This window comes from Fluctibacter halophilus (assembly GCF_020687825.1).
GTDB lineage: Bacteria > Pseudomonadota > Gammaproteobacteria > Enterobacterales > Alteromonadaceae > Fluctibacter > Fluctibacter halophilus.
Genome location: NZ_JAJEWP010000001.1, coordinates 323,042 through 339,895, shown reverse-complemented (window position 1 = coordinate 339,895; position 16,854 = coordinate 323,042). Strand labels below are relative to the sequence as shown.

Below are 16,854 nucleotides of genomic sequence, written 5' to 3'. Positions count from 1 at the left end.
TCAACCCACAGTCTTATCAAAAAGCCGGCAAATGCCGGCTTTTTTTTAGCGCGATTGTCGGCGAATCACCACCAGCAACGACAAAAAGCCCCACCATACGCTGAACACACCACCACTGCTGCTGGATGTGGAGGGTGGCGTTGGCACAACAGGGGTTGTCGGCGTCGATGTGTCTTCATACAGCGGACTGCCATCATCGATCAGTCGCATCGCAACATCTTCCCCACCTGTATCTGTGTCAGTATTGCCGTCACTGTCTTCATAATTGAGCCAGCGTCCCTGCTGCCAATCCACGATCGTCGCAGGGTTGGTGTCCAGCCCCTGCCCCGCCATGTCAGTGGTACTGACGGCCATCGTCAGCCGTGTCACCGACGACAGTTCAAAGGTCTCTGGCAGGGTCACAGGAACAACAAACGTATCCGTGCGGTAACGCACGCTGCCAACATCCGTTATCCACTGTCCTTGCGCTGCATCAATGGACCAGGTTTGTGCCTCACCGTCCATCACGGCCTGCCAGGACAAGGTGATCCCCGGCAGCGTCGACAGCCCATTGCCAACCACCTCACCGCCCTCATCAAGGCTGCGCATCGGCTTATTGAAGATGACCCGTAACTGGTAGGACTGCCCGGCGTTGAGACTGCCCTGCACTGTTCGTTGCAAGGTACGCTGCTGACCGTCAGCCTGCCAATGCTGCTGCCAAACCACCTGTTGGTCGGTATCCAGCAACTGTATTTCCTGCACATAGGGAATGTCGGCCATGGTATACAGTCCGATCAGCGTTGCCGCGGTGGTTTCCCTGCGCATTCGCGCCACCTCAGAAGCGGGCAGGATGAAGCCATCATGGGATATCCCAAAACCACCGTATTCACTGGCCGAACTCAGGGGTTCAATTTCCAGTGTGTAGGATGGCACAGCATAGGTGTTAGCAAAGTATTCATCGGTGGCACCAATACCAGAGCCCGCCGCTGACGGGCCATAGCGGTACTTGTTTGCATTTGCCGCGCGCATCACGGTTGCGACTCTGGCAGCAATTCGGTCGCGGCGGGTTTGGCCAATCAGCGGGGTGTAATAAATCTGCGAAAAAGAATGGGTATCGGTATAAAAGCGCAACCGCTGCTCGCCTGCCACAACGGCGCCCTGTTGCAGGGCCTGGGTTTCCGGTTCTGAAGCGGCCACGCTACCGTGATACACCAGCGAGGTCTGAACCGATGAACTGCGTTGATCATTGGTTGCCCAGTACGGATCGTTATTCCGGTTCAGATCCACGCCATTGAGGTTGTCATCCAGCGTCTCGATATCAGTATCAGTATCACGCAGGTTTTTTCGGCGCATGCGCCCTTCCCGTGGCGTCCCGACAGACGATGTCACCTGACTGGGGTAACGCTGCGTCTGCACAAAGCCGTCAATGTTGAGGACCGGGATGATCACCAAATGCAGGTTCTCCAACAGGTACTGGTGCAAATGCTGATCGTTTTGGTGCTCAAACAGCGCTTCCATGTAGCCGGTTGTGGCTTCCGGCGATTGCCACTCGCGGGCATGGATACCGCCATTGATCAACGCCGAACCTACCGGTCCACCCAAGGCATTGGTGGTGTCCGAGGTGCCGATTTGATAGGCCCATATCGTTTGGCCTTTGAGTGTTGTCCCCACCGCCGTTGCACTGAACCAGGGTGATTGGCCGACCAGTTGTTGATGGCGGCTGTTAAGACTCTCATAGGTGCGAAATCCATCCACCGGGGTCAGGCTATCCACCGGTTGTGGAACCGGATATCCCAGCGGGATCAACCCTGCGCCGGATTCCGTATCGGTGTAGCGGTATTGCTGTGCCGAAACCGACGTCGCGAACAATAAAAGTACACAAGCCAGGCTGAAACGTCCCATCAGTACACCTCCCGCTCGCGTGTCAACTGCTGCAATGCGAAGCCCCGCAACGCACTTTTTTCGGTCGACGTCGCGGACATCAACTGCTGATAGGCTGCCATTCTGAAGGTCTGATCGGCGCGGGATAAGTTGGCTGCGACGTGCCACTGTATACGCTCGTTCCCCAGTCCTTTGAGCAAAAATCCGCGCGCGTCGGGATGCTGGCTGTGTTCGACCACCAACAGCGTGACCGCCTGCGATTGCAGAATGTCTGAAGCACTGGCGTCAATCAGCAATGGAATGGCCTTGTCGGCAGGCAGCTGTGCGGAAAGTTGTTGCAGTACCGAGGCACTGTGCGCATCTGCCGGACGCCGCCACACTATGTTGAACAACGACGAGTCGGCCGTACGCAGAGCCAGCAACGCCAACAACTGGTTGTCTGTAAACAATTGCCAAAGCTGCTGCGCGCGCCATTGCTCTGCCACTTGGTAAAGCGTCTCCACATCCAGCTCACAAAGCCATTTTACTGCAGCGCGACGGGTATTGGGTGCAGTGTCATCGGCAAGGGTTCGCCAATCGAGACTGCCTTGTTGCCAGCGCCGATGCAATTCAAGGGCCTGAGCATCAATTTTCCACAAGCTCTGTGTCGTCCTGGCCAGCCGGGCAATATCGATAACGGTCAGTGTTCGACGAGGATGATCAGGATCGGTTGTGGTTTGCTTCAGTGCACTGGCGGTTAATCCTTGTACCCAGTCAGCGTACTGCCGTTGCCAATCCGGGCGCGCAGCCAACGCCTGCAACCATGCCGCCGTTTGTGCAATCCGCTCGGCTTCAGACAGACCGCCCAGGTATTGGTCAAGCTGTGGCGGACTGGCATCAGGCAATTGGGGTGCCGCGTGCAAGCCGGTCGACAGCATACCTATACTCAGGCACACAGCAATGAGAGGCATTTGAAACTTCATGATGAAAACATCCGATAGACGGTTTACTGCCATAGTAGCTGGAAAATGGTTCTAACGGTATGTGCTGTGACAGAATTACAATGACCGGGGATTGGCCGACGAAATATCGGGTTCAGACTTTTTTGCCGTATCGTCCTTCCCCTCAGTCTGGCGATGAAGCGCCTGATTGATTGCCGCATTGAGGCAGCTTTCTGCGCTGTCGTGGTCTTCAATGCTGCTGACACCAAACCCCACCCATTGACTCAGGTTTTGTTGTTCAAACCGTAACGACGACTGGGCCAGGGCTTTTTTTATCCGTTCAACCAAATACTGGGCGCTGTCTGTTGAAGTCTGGGGTAGTAATGCGGCAACCACCTGATCACCCAAACGGCCCAGAATGTCTTCTTCGCGGGTCACATTGCGCAACGTCGACGCCAGGATGGTCAGCACCCTATCGCCCTCTTCCAGACTTTGCTGACGGTTGATGGATTCCAGTGCATGTAAGTCACACAGCAATAAAACCACCGGGTAATCGTGACGACGGGCAGCACGGAAAAAGCCCTCAGCCTGAGCCAGAAACACCCGTCGCTGATAAAGCCCTGTCAATTCGTCTATGGCTGACTGCTGGCGATAGTGATTTACCGCATCAAACAAGAAGCTGGCATAAAACGCACCAAACAACATCACGGTGATGATATTTTGCACCAGCAACATCATCAGGAAAAACACCGTCAGATCATTGCTCGCAACATACGTGACTGGAATTGCAAACACGGCGACAGTGGCAACCCCGATACACACCGTCAACAAATTGCGGTTGTGCTCATCCCGATGCCGGTAACGCGCCAGCAATGACAGACAATACAACAAAACTGCCGTTACGTTGACGTAGACCAGTACCGTGCGGGCAAGCTCATGATCCGGATAGCGAAGAAACAGAAAGGTTTGCACACAGGCAAATAGCAGCACATGAACGATCGCGGGATGGCGCCACACATGGGTGTCTTCGGCGTAGCGCCAACGCACCCCGAACACAACACAATAGGCGGCCAGCAGGAACAACCCATTGTTAGCAAAAACTGACAACGCCATCAGATCGTATTGGCGCAAGGCGTAAAAGACGTAACCCAGACAAGTCGCTATAAAATAGCCGCGAAAATACCACAATGCTTGTACTTTATGATGTCGGGTTTCAGGGGGGACAAGAAACAGAAACCAACACGCCAGGCCACAGTTCAGCACCAAGGCAGCCAAAAGCGTTACGACGGCAATGTTGTCTATCACTGGCGTTCCATAGTGTCGCAAATTGCCGCCAGTATAGATCATTTTTTAACCAGTTCGCACGTGCTTTTTAACGGTAAATATTTGACTCATATCGAAAAATTATTAAAAACCTGACAGGTACAAGTTTTCCGTACATAGGATATTTTGGCGCAAAACGGGCGCATTCTGTCCGGTTTCCCGCTCCCGCGCTCGACCCGGATTGTCATAAAGTAGCGCCAATTCAACACAAGGAGCATACCCATGGCATCCCCGGTACTACGCACACCTCCAGCCCCTTCATCACTCGCCTGCGAACACTTTGCCCAATTGCTGGCGTTTGAAACCGATTGTTGGGACACCCACTTTGCCATCAGCAACGACCGCCAGGACTTTGTACTGCTCGATGTTCGGGCTGAGGCTTTATTCCAACAGGGCCATTTGCCGGGTGCCGTCAACATTCCACACAAACGGCTAAATCAGCAATCGTTGGCCGCTTATGATACCAACACGGTGTTTGTGGTGTATTGTGCTGGCCCCCATTGCAATGGCGCGGACAAAGCCGCTCTTGCCATCAGTCAGCTGGGCAGACCGGTGAAAAAAATGATTGGCGGTGTTACCGGTTGGCTGGACGAAGGCTTCTCGCTGCTGACTGACTAAGCAACAACTCATCACAATCATTCGGCAAAAAAAAAGCAGCCAGAGGCTGCTTTTTTGTTTCCGAAATTTACCCGATAGCTAAGGCAACGGATCGAGATCCGCGCCTTCTTTTTCCACTTCCGTGGGCATCAGATCTTCTCGACTGATACCCAAGGCCAGCGCCACCAGCGACGCCACATAAATGGATGAATAGGTACCGATAAACACACCGAACAGCAGCGCCGTGGCGAAGCCATGGATCAATGCGCCGCCTTTAAAGAACAGCGCCATCAACACCAGGATGGTGGTCAGTGACGTGATGATGGTCCGGTTCAGGGTCTGGGTCAGTGACGTATTGATAATTTCTACCGGCTCACCTTTACGGATCTTGCGGAAGTTTTCACGGATCCTGTCCGACACAACGATGGTATCGTTCAGGGAGTAACCGATCACCGCCAGTACCGCAGCAAGCACGGTCAGATCAAATTCAAGCTGCAACACTGAAAACAGTCCCAGCGTGATAATAACGTCATGGGCCAATGCCGCTACCGAACCCAACGCAAAACGCCACTCAAAACGCATCGCCACGTAGATAAGGATACACAGCAAGGCCACCAACATGGCCAAACCACCCTGTTCAGTCAGCTCTTCACCCACATTGGGACCAACAAACTCAACACGACGCATGTTGTCAGGACCAATGCCCAATACATCCATCACAGTATTGCTGATTTCGTTGGCCTTTTTCCCATCACGCGGCGCAATGCGGATCAGAACATCTTCGGCACTACCGAAGTTTTGCACGATCGCATCGCCAAAGCCGGCACCGTCGAGGCGCTGACGGATGTCGTCGAGTTGTGCAGGTTGGTCATAACCAATTTCAATCACCGTACCGCCGGTAAAATCCAACCCCCAGTTGAGGCTGTTAACCGACAAGCTGACCAGAGATCCTATCACCATCAAGGTCGACAGAACCAATGCCGGGATCCGCAGTGACATGAAATCCACTGTGTCTTTCATTTTAAAAATTCGCATCCCAAACCTCCTTAAATCGACAGCTTTTTGAGACGCTTACCGCCCCAAATGCCGTTTACAACCGCGCGGGTAACGATGATAGCGGTGAACATAGACGTCACCAGACCAATCATCAGCGTGATGGAGAATCCTTTGATTGGGCCTGTACCGACCGCAAACAGGATCAACGCCGCAATGAAGGTGGTAATGTTGGCATCCAGAATGGTTGAGAATGCACTATCGTAACCATGGTGAATGGCCTGCTGAGGACTACGCCCGTCGCGCAATTCTTCACGGATACGCTCAAAGATCAGCACGTTGGCATCCACCGCCATACCGACGGTCAGAACAATACCCGCCATGCCTGGCAGCGTCAGCGTTGCGCCTGGGATCAGCGACATAACACCGACAATCATCACCAGGTTCAGCGCCAGCGCGATATTGGCCACGATACCGAATTTCTTGTAATACACCAGCATGAACGCCAGCACCAGCAGGAAGCCCCAGACGATAGCCTGCGTACCCAGCTCGATGTTCTCCTGACCCAGGCTGGGTCCGACGGTACGTTCTTCGACAATGGTGATCGGCGCAATCAGCGCGCCGGCACGTAACAACAGGGCCAGATTCTGTGCTTCTTGCGGTGAGTCCAGACCCGTGGTTTCAAAGTTGGCACCGAAGCGACCACGAATAGTGGCAACACTGATCACTTCACGCTGTTGTTCAAAAATCAATTTGCCGTTTTCATCCCGCTCACCCGTGGAACGGTACTCGATGAATACGGTGGCCATCGGATTTCCAACATTGTCTTTGGTAAAGCGCGCCATTTTCGCGCCACCCTTGGAATCCAGAGAAATCGACACTTTTGGCAAGCCGTACTGATCCACGCCACTGTTGGCGTCGATGATGTTACTACCTTCGGCAATGACGCCTTTTTCCAGCAACACCGGCTGACCTTGTTGATCGTACAACAACTCGGAACCCGGCGGCACCCGACCAGCCACGGCATCACGCACGTCGTGCTCAATGTCAACCTTGCGGTATTCCAGGGTTGCTGTTGCGTTGAGGATTTCCTTGGCTTTGGCGGTGTCCTGAATACCCGGCAACTGCACCACAATGCGCTCAGCGCCTTGCTTCTGTACCAGCGGTTCAGCAACCCCCAATTGATTTACCCGGTTACGGATAATGGTGATATTTTGCTTTACTGCATAATCACGGGTCTGGGCCAGTTTCTGTTGTGACATTTCTGCACGCAGGGTCAGGCCATCAATTTCGGTGAACACAAAATCCGGGTTACGGTTTCGCAGGAAAAATTCAGCGCTGTCCAGGGTGTCTTCATCACGGAATTGGATTTCGATCCCGTTATCGGTTCTACGCACGCCTCGATAGCGCAAGCCTTCTTCGCGCAATGCGGTACGAAAATCGCCAACCGAATCTTCATAGGATTTGTCCAATGCTGACGCCATGTCCACTTCCATCAGGAAGTGCACGCCACCACGCAAATCCAGACCGAGTTTCATCGGTGTTCCACCCAGACTTTCCAACCAGTCCGGCGTATCTGGGGCCAGGTTCATGGCAACGAAATAATCGGTTCCCAAGTGGCGTTCCAGTGCATCTCGCGCACTGCGCTGTGCACTGTCATCGCGAAAGCGCACCAGGATCTGATCGTTTTCAAAGGCGATGCTTTTGGGTTCAAGTTTGGCGGCTTCAAGCTGGGCTGTCACGTCGTCCATCAGGGCAACATCAACAACCGCATCTCGGCCCGCTGAGATCTGTACGGCGTAATCTTCCCCGTACAGATTGGGAATGGCATACAGAGTACACACACTGACCACGAACAGGATCATGATGTACTTCCATAGCGGAGTATGGTTCAACACAGACTTTTCCTTCCTCGTCAAACAACAAAGCGGACTGTTGTCCGCTTGTGTCAGATTAAATTGCTTTCATCGTGCCTTTAGGCAGTACTGCAGCCACTGAGGATTTTTGCAGTACGATGTGGGTGCTGTCGTTCAGCGCCACTTCCATGAAGTCTTTCTCGTCAGTCACCTTGGTGATTTTACCCACCAGGCCACCTTGGGTCAGCACTTCATCACCCTTGCTCAATGATGCCACCAGATTTTTGTGTTCTTTGACACGTTTGGCTTGAGGGCGATACAGCATGAAATAGAAAATCAAACCGAAGATACCCAGCATGATCAGCATTTCAAAACCGCCACCCTGCGCGCCACCGGGGGCTGCCTGTGCGTAAGCGTTAGAGATAAATAGGCTCATATGTTCCTCTCTTTATTGTCGTTATAATGCCGGCACCGGCATGTTTTTCTGTGCATAGAATTCAGCTACAAAGTCATCCAGACGCTGTTCGGCGATGGCATCCCGCAGTCCTTGCATTACTCGCTGGTAGTAACGCAGGTTGTGGATGGTGTTCAGGCGCGCTCCCAGGATCTCGTTGCACTTGTCCAAGTGATGTAGATATGACCGAGAGTAATTTTTACAAGTGTAACAATCACATTTTTCGTCCAACGGGCCCGTATCGGTCTTATGTTTGGCATTGCGGATTTTGATCACGCCCTCGGTCACGAACAGATGACCGTTGCGGGCATTGCGGGTCGGCATCACGCAGTCGAACATGTCCACCCCACGTCGCACCGCTTCAACGATGTCTTCCGGTTTGCCCACGCCCATCAGATAGCGAGGCTTGTCCGCGGGGATTTGGTGCGCAGTATGATCAAGAATGCGGATCATGTCTTCTTTGGGCTCGCCCACCGACAGGCCACCGATGGCGTAACCATCAAAGCCGATGTCCGTAAGACCTCGCAAAGAAATATCCCGCAAGCCTTCGTACATGCCGCCCTGGATAATGCCAAACAATGCGGATTCATTACCCTGATGCGCATCTTTACTGCGCTGGGCCCAACGTAGCGACAATTCCATTGAACGACGCGCCTCAGGCTCAGTGGCCGGATAAGGAGTACATTCATCAAAAATCATCACGATGTCGGAGCCAAGGTCGCGCTGGACTTCCATCGATTTTTCAGGGGTCAATAGGATCTTCTCACCATTGATGGGAGAGCGAAACGTCACCCCTTCTTCGGTGATCTTACGCAGATCACCGAGTGAGAAGACCTGAAATCCGCCGGAGTCGGTCAGAATGGGCTTTTGCCAATGCATGAAGTCATGCAGGTCGCCATGCTGCTTCATGATTTCTGTACCCGGTCGCAGCATCAGGTGAAAAGTGTTGCCCAGGCAAATATGTGCGCCAGTGTCTTCTAGCTCTTCGGGGGTCATCCCTTTTACCGTGCCGTAAGTACCTACCGGCATAAATGCCGGTGTCTCTACCACGCCACGCTCAAAAATCAGCCGCCCACGGCGCGCTTTGCCGTCGGTTGTATCAAGTTCAAATTGCATAAGATTCCTGCTAACCGGAAAACAGTCCAGTGCCGAAAAAAAGTGGCCGGATTATACGTTAATTTATTGCAGACATAAATCTTATCGAGATGTCCCTTTCCCACTTGACCACGCCCTACCCCGCTACGCTAAAATCGGACCTTCACTTTTCAGGGAACGAATATGCTAAAAAATCTCTTTTTATTCATGGGATTGGCAGTCTCTGCCAACCTTATTGCCAAGCCAGCGATCGATGCTGCTGCATTCGCCCGATTCTCGGAATTCAGCGATGTACAACTATCTCCGACCGGAAAATACCTCGCCGCCGTTGTGCTGGGCGATGATGGCGAACATCGGGTATCGATTCTGGCAACCGACACCATGCAAGTGGTTGGACAGCTCAATTTTGACCCGTTTGAAGAGCCGGGGCGTTTAACCTGGTTAAACGATGAGCGCATTGGCCTGCCGCTTTACTACACCAAGGGCAGTCTGGACTACCCCATCACCTACGGTGATTACTACGCCTTTAACGTCGATGGCAGCCACCGTGAAATGTTGTGGGGCTTCAGAAATGAAGGTGGTCTGGCGATCAATCCGACGGTCAGTCAAATGCAGATTGTGCATCTGCTGCCAGAAGACCCACGCTACATCATCGTCACAGAGCGCATCCTGAGCCGTAATGCCAGCCAGTACAACAATGCGTATCGCCTCAATGTGTACAGCGGCAGGAAGCGCGAAATTGCCAGTGCACCGATTAAAAATGCCTATATGCTGGCTGATCACAGTGGTGAAATCCGCTTTGCGATGGGGGTTGATGCCGGTGAAAATAATACCCTCAAGCTATTCAGCCGTGATCCCGACAGCGGCGACTGGTCGTTGTTTCATGCCATGCCCGATGATCAGGGCGAGATCGTGCCTTTGGCTTTCGGGGCTGACAACAAAACCGTGTATGCCTTATCAGACTACGATGCCCCCACCAAAGGTATCGTAACTTTCAATATCGATAGCCCCAGTGAACCCCAGTTGATTTACCGTCATCCCGAGGTTGATGTAGAAAGCGTGCAGCTGAGCCACGACCTGAAGCTGGTCAGCGCCAGTGTGTCGCCGGATTACACCTACATCAAAACACTCACGGATCACCCTCTGGCCCAGTGGACCCAGGCGTTACAACAAACCTTTGGTGATCAGGTCGCGCGCATCACCAGCGCCACCCGAGATGGCAATCAAATGGTTGTCTATGTGGCCAGCGACAAAAACCCAGGCACCTATTACTTATTTGATGCGCAGGAGAAAAAGCTGAAAAAACTGGTCGACACCAAATCCTGGATCGACCCACAAAAAATGGCCGAGGTACAACCCTTCCGTCTGACCGCCCGGGATGGTGAGACGCTGACCGGTTATCTGACCCTGCCCCCCAATGCCAAACCTGACACACCGGTGCCCCTTATTGTTCATCCTCACGGCGGTCCCCACGGTCCGCGGGACTACTGGGGATTTGACAGCACCGTACAATGGCTGGCACAAAACGGCTTTGCGGTGCTGCAACTGAACTTCCGCGGCTCCGGTGGCTATGGTCGTGATTTTATGGCCAGTGGCTACGGAGAATGGGGGGCAGTGATGCAGGATGATCTCACCGACGCAACCCGTTGGGCGGTCAACAGCGGATATGCAGACCCCGAACGGCTGTGTATCTTTGGGGCTTCATACGGTGGCTACGCAGCATTGATGGGTGTGGTAAAGGAGCCGGACCTGTACAAATGCGCCGTCGGCTACGTCGGCGTTTACGACCTGCCGATGATGCTTGAGGAAGGCGACATCCCTGATTCCCGGGTGGGGGTCAACTATCTGCGCAAGGTGCTCGGCGAAGACATTGAAGCCATGAAAGCACGTTCTCCGGCTTATCAGGTCGATAAGATTAAAGCGGCATTATTTATCGTCCATGGCGGCAAAGATCAGCGGGTTCCGATGGAACAATACGAATCCTTAACCGAAGCGCTGGATGCCCGAGGTTATCCCTACGAGTCGATGGTCGAAGATAATGAAGGTCACGGCTTCTACAAACTGGAAAACCGCACTGAACTGAATCGCAGACTGGTGACGTTTTTCAACAAACACATCAAACCCTGACCTGTTGGCTGACCGGCGGTGCCGGTCAGCCCACCTCATCAGGCTTTTTCTATAAACATCGCATCGCCGTAGCTGAAGAACCGGTAACGCTGTTCAATGGCATGCTGGTAGGCGCCCATGACATTTTCTTTACCCGCGAAGGCGCTGATCAACATGATTAGCGTTGATTCCGGGAGGTGAAAATTGGTGATCATCGCATCCACTACCTTGAACTGATAACCCGGGTAAATAAAGATATCGGTGTCATCCAGAAACGGCACTATCAATTCCTCTTTGGCCGCCTGGGCTGCAGACTCCAGAGAACGCACAGACGTTGTCCCCACCGCAATCACACGGTTACCGCTGGCTTTGGTTGCCTTGATTGCTTCGACAATCTCTTCAGGGACGTCAGCAAACTCGGCGTGCATCTTGTGTTCGAGGATATTATCCACCCGAACCGGCTGAAATGTGCCCGCGCCGACGTGCAGCGTGACAAAGCCTAACTGAACCCCTTTTTGTTTGAGTTTTTCAAGCATTGCATCGTCAAAATGCAAACCCGCGGTCGGCGCTGCCACGGCGCCGGGTTTGGCGCTGTATACAGTCTGATAGCGTTCTTTGTCGCTGTCTTCATCCGGGCGGTCAATGTAGGGGGGCAGAGGCATATGACCATGGGCTTCAAGCAGCGCAAGTACCGGTTCATCATGCAGGAATTCCAGTTCAAACAACGCCTCATGGCGAGCCACCATACGCACATTGATGGCGTTTTCCAGACGCATCTCCGTACCCGGCTTAGGCGCCTTACTGGCACGCACGTGGGCCAGTACACGGTGCTCATCAAGCATGCGTTCAACCAGCACCTCAACATTGCCACCGGTACTTTTATGCCCCAGCAAACGGGCTGGGATGACTCGGGTATTGTTAAATATCAGTAAGTCACCGGGGTTGATCAACGCAAGGACTTCGGTAAACTGACGGTCACTGGTTTTACCAGTCACCCCGTCCAGGTGCAGCAAACGGCTGGCTGTACGGTCCTCGGTGGGATAGCGCGCAATCAATTCCTCGGGCAAATCAAAGCTGAATTCAGACAGTTGCATGGTCATTTCTCCTGATCGGGCGCGCATTTTACGTATCTTTTTTCATACCTGCAAATCTTCCTGCATACCCTGTTTCTATTGCTCGCCAATGTGCTTTGGTTAAACTGTACCCAACTTGAACTTCTTCGATGTTTCTCCCAAACATACCGCCCAACACCCCTTTGTTGGGCTTTTTTTTGCCCGTTTTACGGCGCCATCTGAAATCCCATGTCCGCCAGGTTCAGCACGATTTCATCTCGCCCGATGTTGCGCATATTCAGCACGTACACGATTTGTAACAACAAATCAGCGCCCAGGATCCCTTTATTGATTTTATTGCGCAGATTGTCGGCACTCTGCTGAACACCCAATTGCTGTAAACTATCGCTAAGTTCTTGATATTTAATGTTTCTTCTTAACATTTCGGCGCGTATTGAGCGGGTCACCAGGGCTCGCCAATCACTGTTTCTTGGTAAATTCGACATACTCAAAACAACTCACTTTTGTAAATTATATTACCCAAATATACACAATATTATCGTTTTGGTACACATTTTATTTGACCTAATTCGAGCATCATGGCTACACTGACACCGTTGCCGCCGTCACAGGAAGCCCTTAGTATGGACACAATCACGGTAAGCACAGCGCGATACCGCCTATGTATCGCATCACATCACTACAATTATGGGCTTTGTCCCCTACAGGAGAGTAGACATGACTTGGGATCTTGATCAACTTGAGACCCTGATCCGCAACGATGAGAACCTCGTTGTTACGCGGGAAGCAGACTGTCTGATGATCGCCAACCAGGATGGTCTGGATGCGTGGCTGGCCATCAGCGGAGAGCAAATTCTGGTCGAAACACTGCTGTTTTCAACCGCTGAAGTGAAAGACGCCGCAGCGTTAAACGAAGAAATTTTGCGTACACACATGATTTTCCCCTTGACCACCATTGGGCTGTCGCGTGTGGCAGATGAAGAATATTACACCGCATTTGGTGCGCTCAGTGCTGATTCCAAAGCAGAAAGCATCATGATTGAAGTGCAAACATTGTTTCAAAATGTCGAAGGCTTTTTAGATGCCTATCGGGAATTTCTGAATTAAACCGGAGGATCCAACCATGTCAGTATGGAGAAAACTTGTCACAGCCGTAAAAGGTGGTGCAACAGAGGCTGCTCAGGCCGTTGCCGACAGTCAGGCGATTCGGATCCTGGAGCAGGAAATCCGTGAGGCGAAAGAAGAACTGCGCAAATCAGATCACGCCCGTACCCAAATTCTGGCCAAGTGCAAACTTGCCCAACAAAAAGTGGACAGCTTGCAAGCTTCTATCCGTGAGTATGAAGAACATGCTCGAAAAGCGGCGGAAAGTGATCGCGCACTGGCCCTTGAATGTGCCCAGAGAGTCGCCGACTTGCGGGGCGAAATGGACACTGAGCAACAGTATCTAGACCAGTTCAAGCAATCTGAAAAGCAACTTGCGGCCAATATTTCCCAGGCCAAACAGAACCTGAAGCGCCTGGAACAGCAAGTGGACATGGTCAAAGCCACCGAATCGGTACAAAAAGCCCAGGTTGCTGTGTCTTCGCGACATATGGGTGCCAACAGCAAGATGAAAACGGCGACCGAATCACTGCAGCGCATTCAGGACCGCCAGAACATGCGCAATGCCGAACTGCAAGCCGCAGAAGAACTGGCCAGCAGTGAAAGCAGTGATGATTTGGAGAAAAAGCTCGCTGAGGCAGGCATTAAAGGCGGCAAACAGTCTGCCGACGATGAACTGAGCCGCATTCTGGGCTCCTGATACCGTGAGCGGTGAAACCTTGTTGATACGGGTCAGACGTGTTCTGACCCGTTATTTTGTCAACATGCGATGGTACACCATCGTCGTGGCCATGCTGATATATGCCATTATCGGCTGGGTGTTGATGGCCATGGTCGGCGAGACCGGCCTGCTCGACCCTGTCGATTATGTCTACTGGCTGATGGTGACCGGCTCCACTGTCGGGTACGGCGATATGTCACCACAAACCCCGGCGGGCAAGACACTGGTCGCGTTTTACATGATCCCGATTGGCCTTAGCTTGTTTGCATTAGTGATTGGGCGCGCGGCCAGTTGGGTATCCATGCAATGGCAAAAAGGAGTGAAAGGGTTGAAAACATTGAACGTCAGCGACCACATTCTGGTCATCGGATGGAACGAACAGCGTACTTTGCACCTGCTTAACCTGTTGCTGAAAGAAAAAGATGCCGCGCCGGGTAAGCCTGACATCGTACTGTGTGTCCGGGCCGACATTGAAAACCCCATGCCAGGTGACATCGGCTTTGTCCGCGTCAACACGTTCAGTCAGGATGACGAGATGGACAGGGCTGGCGTCAGCACCGCCCGGGTCATTATTCTTGATAACCCGGAAGACGATCTGACCATGACCACCGCGTTGTATTGCAGTAAGCGCAATCCCGACGCCCATAAGATTGCCTACTTTAAAGATGAAAACCTGGTTCCATTGCTGCAGGAACATTGTCCCAACGTTGAATGTACCCCCAGCGTGGCAGTAGAAATGCTGGCCAAGTCCGCCTTTGATCCGGGTTCCAGTCTGTTACACCACGATTTACTCAGCGTCCAGGAGGGTCAGGCACAGTTCTCTGTGGTGTTGCCGCACGACAGCCAACCAATTCCGGCACGCCAGTTGTTCATGGGCTTCAAAACGGTGTATGACGCCACATTCATCGGCTTTGCCAATGACAATAGCAAGCAACATGTCAACCTCAATCCAGCCCTGGATAGTGACGTGCAACCCGGCGACAGTATTTTTTACATCGCACCTCAACGGTTGGGCGCCATCGACTGGCAACAACTGAGGGAGCTGTAACATGTTCTCTAAATGGTTCTCAAACAAAGCCCCCGCAGCACCCAAAGCCCCTGAAATCATGGGACTGTATCTCGGTGGGTCCTTTGAACTGGACCCCCTTCGATTGCGCTTACTGGAACCGCAACTGACCATTGAAGGGGCTGCAGACAAACACGTGATCCAGGCGGTTGGCGAAGTCGACCTGGACACAGGCGGAAAAATCCTCCGTTTCTACACCGATGATGATGCTTTTTTACAAGTGGTACTGGACGGCGGGATGGATCAAAGCAACATCACGGACGTCAAATTGTGGTACTTCTTTGACACCCAGACCGTGGGTAGTGATCAGCAATGGCAATCGCTACTCAATGCCGGCATTTCATCCCCCGACTACCGCTTGGATGACATAACGTTTCATCGTGTATGGGATGCCGTGGGTGAGCAGTCGCCGCCCGTCGCAATGCGTGAAAAAACCTACGAAACCGATGGTGATATCAGCGAAACCGATCAATTTGTGATGTTGTATGAAAGGCCGGTTGGTGACAACATGACCGAAGCCTTGCTGGTGTGTGGTGAAGAAAAGCTGGTTGGCAACAACCTCGACCGTTGCCTGGTACGCAGCACCGGTTTTGACCTGCGCCCCAGCGATATTCGCATTAATGGATAACCCTGCAAAAAGGAAACACAAATGAATGCATTGATGGACTCTCTGGCGGGACTGGGCAATTTTGCCCTGTATTTCGCTGTCTCACTGGTATTGTTGTTCGTATTCAAGCTCGCGTATGCCTTTGTCACCCCTCATGATGAATGGCACCTGGTCAAAGAAAAGCACAGCACCGCCGCAGCGATCGGCTTTGGTGGCGCAATTATCGGCTTTGCCCTGGCGCTGTCCGGCGCAGCGACCAATTCTACTTCCCTGGTCGACTTTGCCATTTGGGGCGTGGTTGGCTTGATCGCTCAGGTGTTGGCTTTTGCCATCCTGCGCTTCACGTTTATGCCCAAGATTGCCGAACGCATTGCCAATGATGAAGTGTCCGCCGGCACCATGCTGGCAGCCATCTCCATTGCAGTGGGGCTGCTCAATGCAGCTTGCATGACGTACTAGCCGGAGGTTGGTATGACACGTAAACGCAGCAGCACCATCAATCTCGCGCAGATGCGCAAGCACTTTACCGTTAAACCCCTGGCCCTGGGTGTGGCGAGCGTGATGCTCAGCGCCTGCGGCGGCGATCGTCAGGATGCCACGGTATACACGTCCGTTGACCAGTGTGTGAATGACAATCCCGAACAGGCCAACATTTGCCAGACGGCCTATCAGGAAGCTTTGGTTGAAGCTGAGCGAACGGCGCCCAAGTACCGCAGTGAGCAGGACTGTGAATACGATTTCGGCCCCAATCAATGTCGCGTGGTGAACAATAACCAGGGCAGTTTCTTTATGCCCTTTATGGCCGGTTTTATGCTGAGCAATCTGCTGTCACCGGGCGGTTACTACCATCAACCCATGTTTGCTTCCTACTCTCCCTATTCCCGCTATCGCTACCGTTGGCTGACGGCGGACGGGTACGATTTCGGCGATTTACGCAAACGTCACTATAAAGTCAGTAAACGGACGTTTAACCCTAAACCCAGTGTATCGCGAACCATCAGTCGTGGCGGTTTTGGCAGCAGTGTGCGGGCCAAGTCCAGTTGGGGCAGCGGTAAAAGCAGTTGGGGCGGTTAGCCCCC

17 protein-coding genes are annotated in these 16,854 nt (G+C 52.8%); 8 read left to right on the top strand and 9 right to left on the bottom strand.

Going from position 1 to position 16,854, the window contains the following annotated elements; genetic code table 11:
* Positions 1 to 45 precede the first annotated feature (45 nt).
* The 3 genes from LJ739_RS01620 to LJ739_RS19110 form a co-directional block, all read right to left on the bottom strand.
* A complete protein-coding gene (locus tag LJ739_RS01620; RefSeq protein ID WP_229156853.1) occupies positions 46 to 1,881 on the bottom strand; it encodes a M14 family metallopeptidase in 1,836 nt (611 codons plus the stop codon).
* Entirely contained in the window at positions 1,881 to 2,822 is a 942-nt protein-coding gene (locus LJ739_RS01615) for a hypothetical protein (RefSeq protein WP_229156852.1), read from the bottom strand. The genes LJ739_RS01620 and LJ739_RS01615 overlap by 1 nt, the downstream gene beginning before the upstream one ends.
* Positions 2,823 to 2,897: 75 nt before the next feature.
* On the bottom strand, positions 2,898 to 4,085 hold the full coding sequence (locus LJ739_RS19110) for a GGDEF domain-containing protein (protein ID WP_229156851.1): 1,188 nt from the start codon (positions 4,083 to 4,085) through the stop codon (positions 2,898 to 2,900).
* 240 nt (positions 4,086 to 4,325) lie between these two features.
* On the opposite strand from LJ739_RS19110, the gene LJ739_RS01605 reads away from it, so the two are divergent.
* A complete protein-coding gene (locus LJ739_RS01605; RefSeq protein WP_229156850.1) occupies positions 4,326 to 4,721 on the top strand; it encodes a rhodanese-like domain-containing protein in 396 nt (131 codons plus the stop codon).
* A gap of 78 nt (positions 4,722 to 4,799) precedes the next feature.
* Here LJ739_RS01605 and secF read toward each other — a convergent pair whose 3' ends face one another.
* From secF to tgt, 4 genes are read right to left on the bottom strand one after another with little or no spacing between them, the layout of a single operon-like run.
* Positions 4,800 to 5,735 carry a protein translocase subunit SecF gene (secF, locus tag LJ739_RS01600; RefSeq protein ID WP_229156849.1) on the bottom strand — a complete coding sequence of 312 codons (936 nt, stop codon included), beginning with the start codon at positions 5,733 to 5,735 and terminating at the stop codon, positions 4,800 to 4,802.
* A gap of 11 nt (positions 5,736 to 5,746) precedes the next feature.
* Positions 5,747 to 7,591 (bottom strand): protein translocase subunit SecD, encoded by a 1,845-nt coding sequence (gene secD / locus LJ739_RS01595; protein WP_229156848.1) that lies wholly within the window; start codon positions 7,589 to 7,591, stop codon positions 5,747 to 5,749.
* Positions 7,592 to 7,646: 55 nt separating this feature from the next.
* Entirely contained in the window at positions 7,647 to 7,985 is a 339-nt protein-coding gene (gene yajC, locus LJ739_RS01590) for a preprotein translocase subunit YajC (protein WP_229156847.1), read from the bottom strand.
* 21 nt (positions 7,986 to 8,006) lie between these two features.
* Complete coding sequence (gene tgt / locus LJ739_RS01585) at positions 8,007 to 9,119, bottom strand: tRNA guanosine(34) transglycosylase Tgt (protein WP_229156846.1); 1,113 nt, start codon at positions 9,117 to 9,119, stop codon at positions 8,007 to 8,009.
* A 162-nt stretch (positions 9,120 to 9,281) separates the two neighbouring features.
* Here tgt and LJ739_RS01580 point away from each other — a divergent pair, with 162 nt between their 5' ends.
* Positions 9,282 to 11,225, top strand: a complete 1,944-nt coding sequence (locus LJ739_RS01580) for a S9 family peptidase (protein WP_229156845.1) — start codon at positions 9,282 to 9,284, stop codon at positions 11,223 to 11,225.
* 38 nt (positions 11,226 to 11,263) lie between these two features.
* Here the strand turns inward: LJ739_RS01580 and queA are convergent, their stop codons facing one another.
* Complete coding sequence (gene queA, locus LJ739_RS01575) at positions 11,264 to 12,298, bottom strand: tRNA preQ1(34) S-adenosylmethionine ribosyltransferase-isomerase QueA (protein ID WP_229156844.1); 1,035 nt, start codon at positions 12,296 to 12,298, stop codon at positions 11,264 to 11,266.
* A 185-nt stretch (positions 12,299 to 12,483) separates the two neighbouring features.
* Positions 12,484 to 12,762 (bottom strand): DUF6471 domain-containing protein, encoded by a 279-nt coding sequence (locus LJ739_RS01570; protein WP_229156843.1) that lies wholly within the window; start codon positions 12,760 to 12,762, stop codon positions 12,484 to 12,486.
* A 232-nt stretch (positions 12,763 to 12,994) separates the two neighbouring features.
* Here LJ739_RS01570 and LJ739_RS01565 point away from each other — a divergent pair, with 232 nt between their 5' ends.
* From LJ739_RS01565 to LJ739_RS01540, 6 genes are all read left to right on the top strand, one after another.
* Positions 12,995 to 13,384: a DUF2170 family protein gene (locus tag LJ739_RS01565; protein ID WP_229156842.1), complete on the top strand. Its 390-nt coding sequence runs from the start codon at positions 12,995 to 12,997 to the stop codon at positions 13,382 to 13,384.
* A 16-nt stretch (positions 13,385 to 13,400) separates the two neighbouring features.
* A complete protein-coding gene (locus tag LJ739_RS01560; protein WP_229156841.1) occupies positions 13,401 to 14,081 on the top strand; it encodes a PspA/IM30 family protein in 681 nt (226 codons plus the stop codon).
* A gap of 64 nt (positions 14,082 to 14,145) precedes the next feature.
* Positions 14,146 to 15,150 carry a potassium channel protein gene (locus LJ739_RS01555; RefSeq protein ID WP_407646756.1) on the top strand — a complete coding sequence of 335 codons (1,005 nt, stop codon included), beginning with the start codon at positions 14,146 to 14,148 and terminating at the stop codon, positions 15,148 to 15,150.
* Position 15,151: 1 nt separating this feature from the next.
* Positions 15,152 to 15,796 carry a YjfK family protein gene (locus LJ739_RS01550; protein WP_229156840.1) on the top strand — a complete coding sequence of 215 codons (645 nt, stop codon included), beginning with the start codon at positions 15,152 to 15,154 and terminating at the stop codon, positions 15,794 to 15,796.
* A gap of 21 nt (positions 15,797 to 15,817) precedes the next feature.
* On the top strand, positions 15,818 to 16,234 hold the full coding sequence (locus LJ739_RS01545; protein WP_229156839.1) for a DUF350 domain-containing protein: 417 nt from the start codon (positions 15,818 to 15,820) through the stop codon (positions 16,232 to 16,234).
* Between the two features lie 12 nt (positions 16,235 to 16,246).
* Entirely contained in the window at positions 16,247 to 16,849 is a 603-nt protein-coding gene (locus tag LJ739_RS01540; RefSeq protein ID WP_229156838.1) for a DUF1190 family protein, read from the top strand.
* Positions 16,850 to 16,854: the final 5 nt, after the last annotated feature.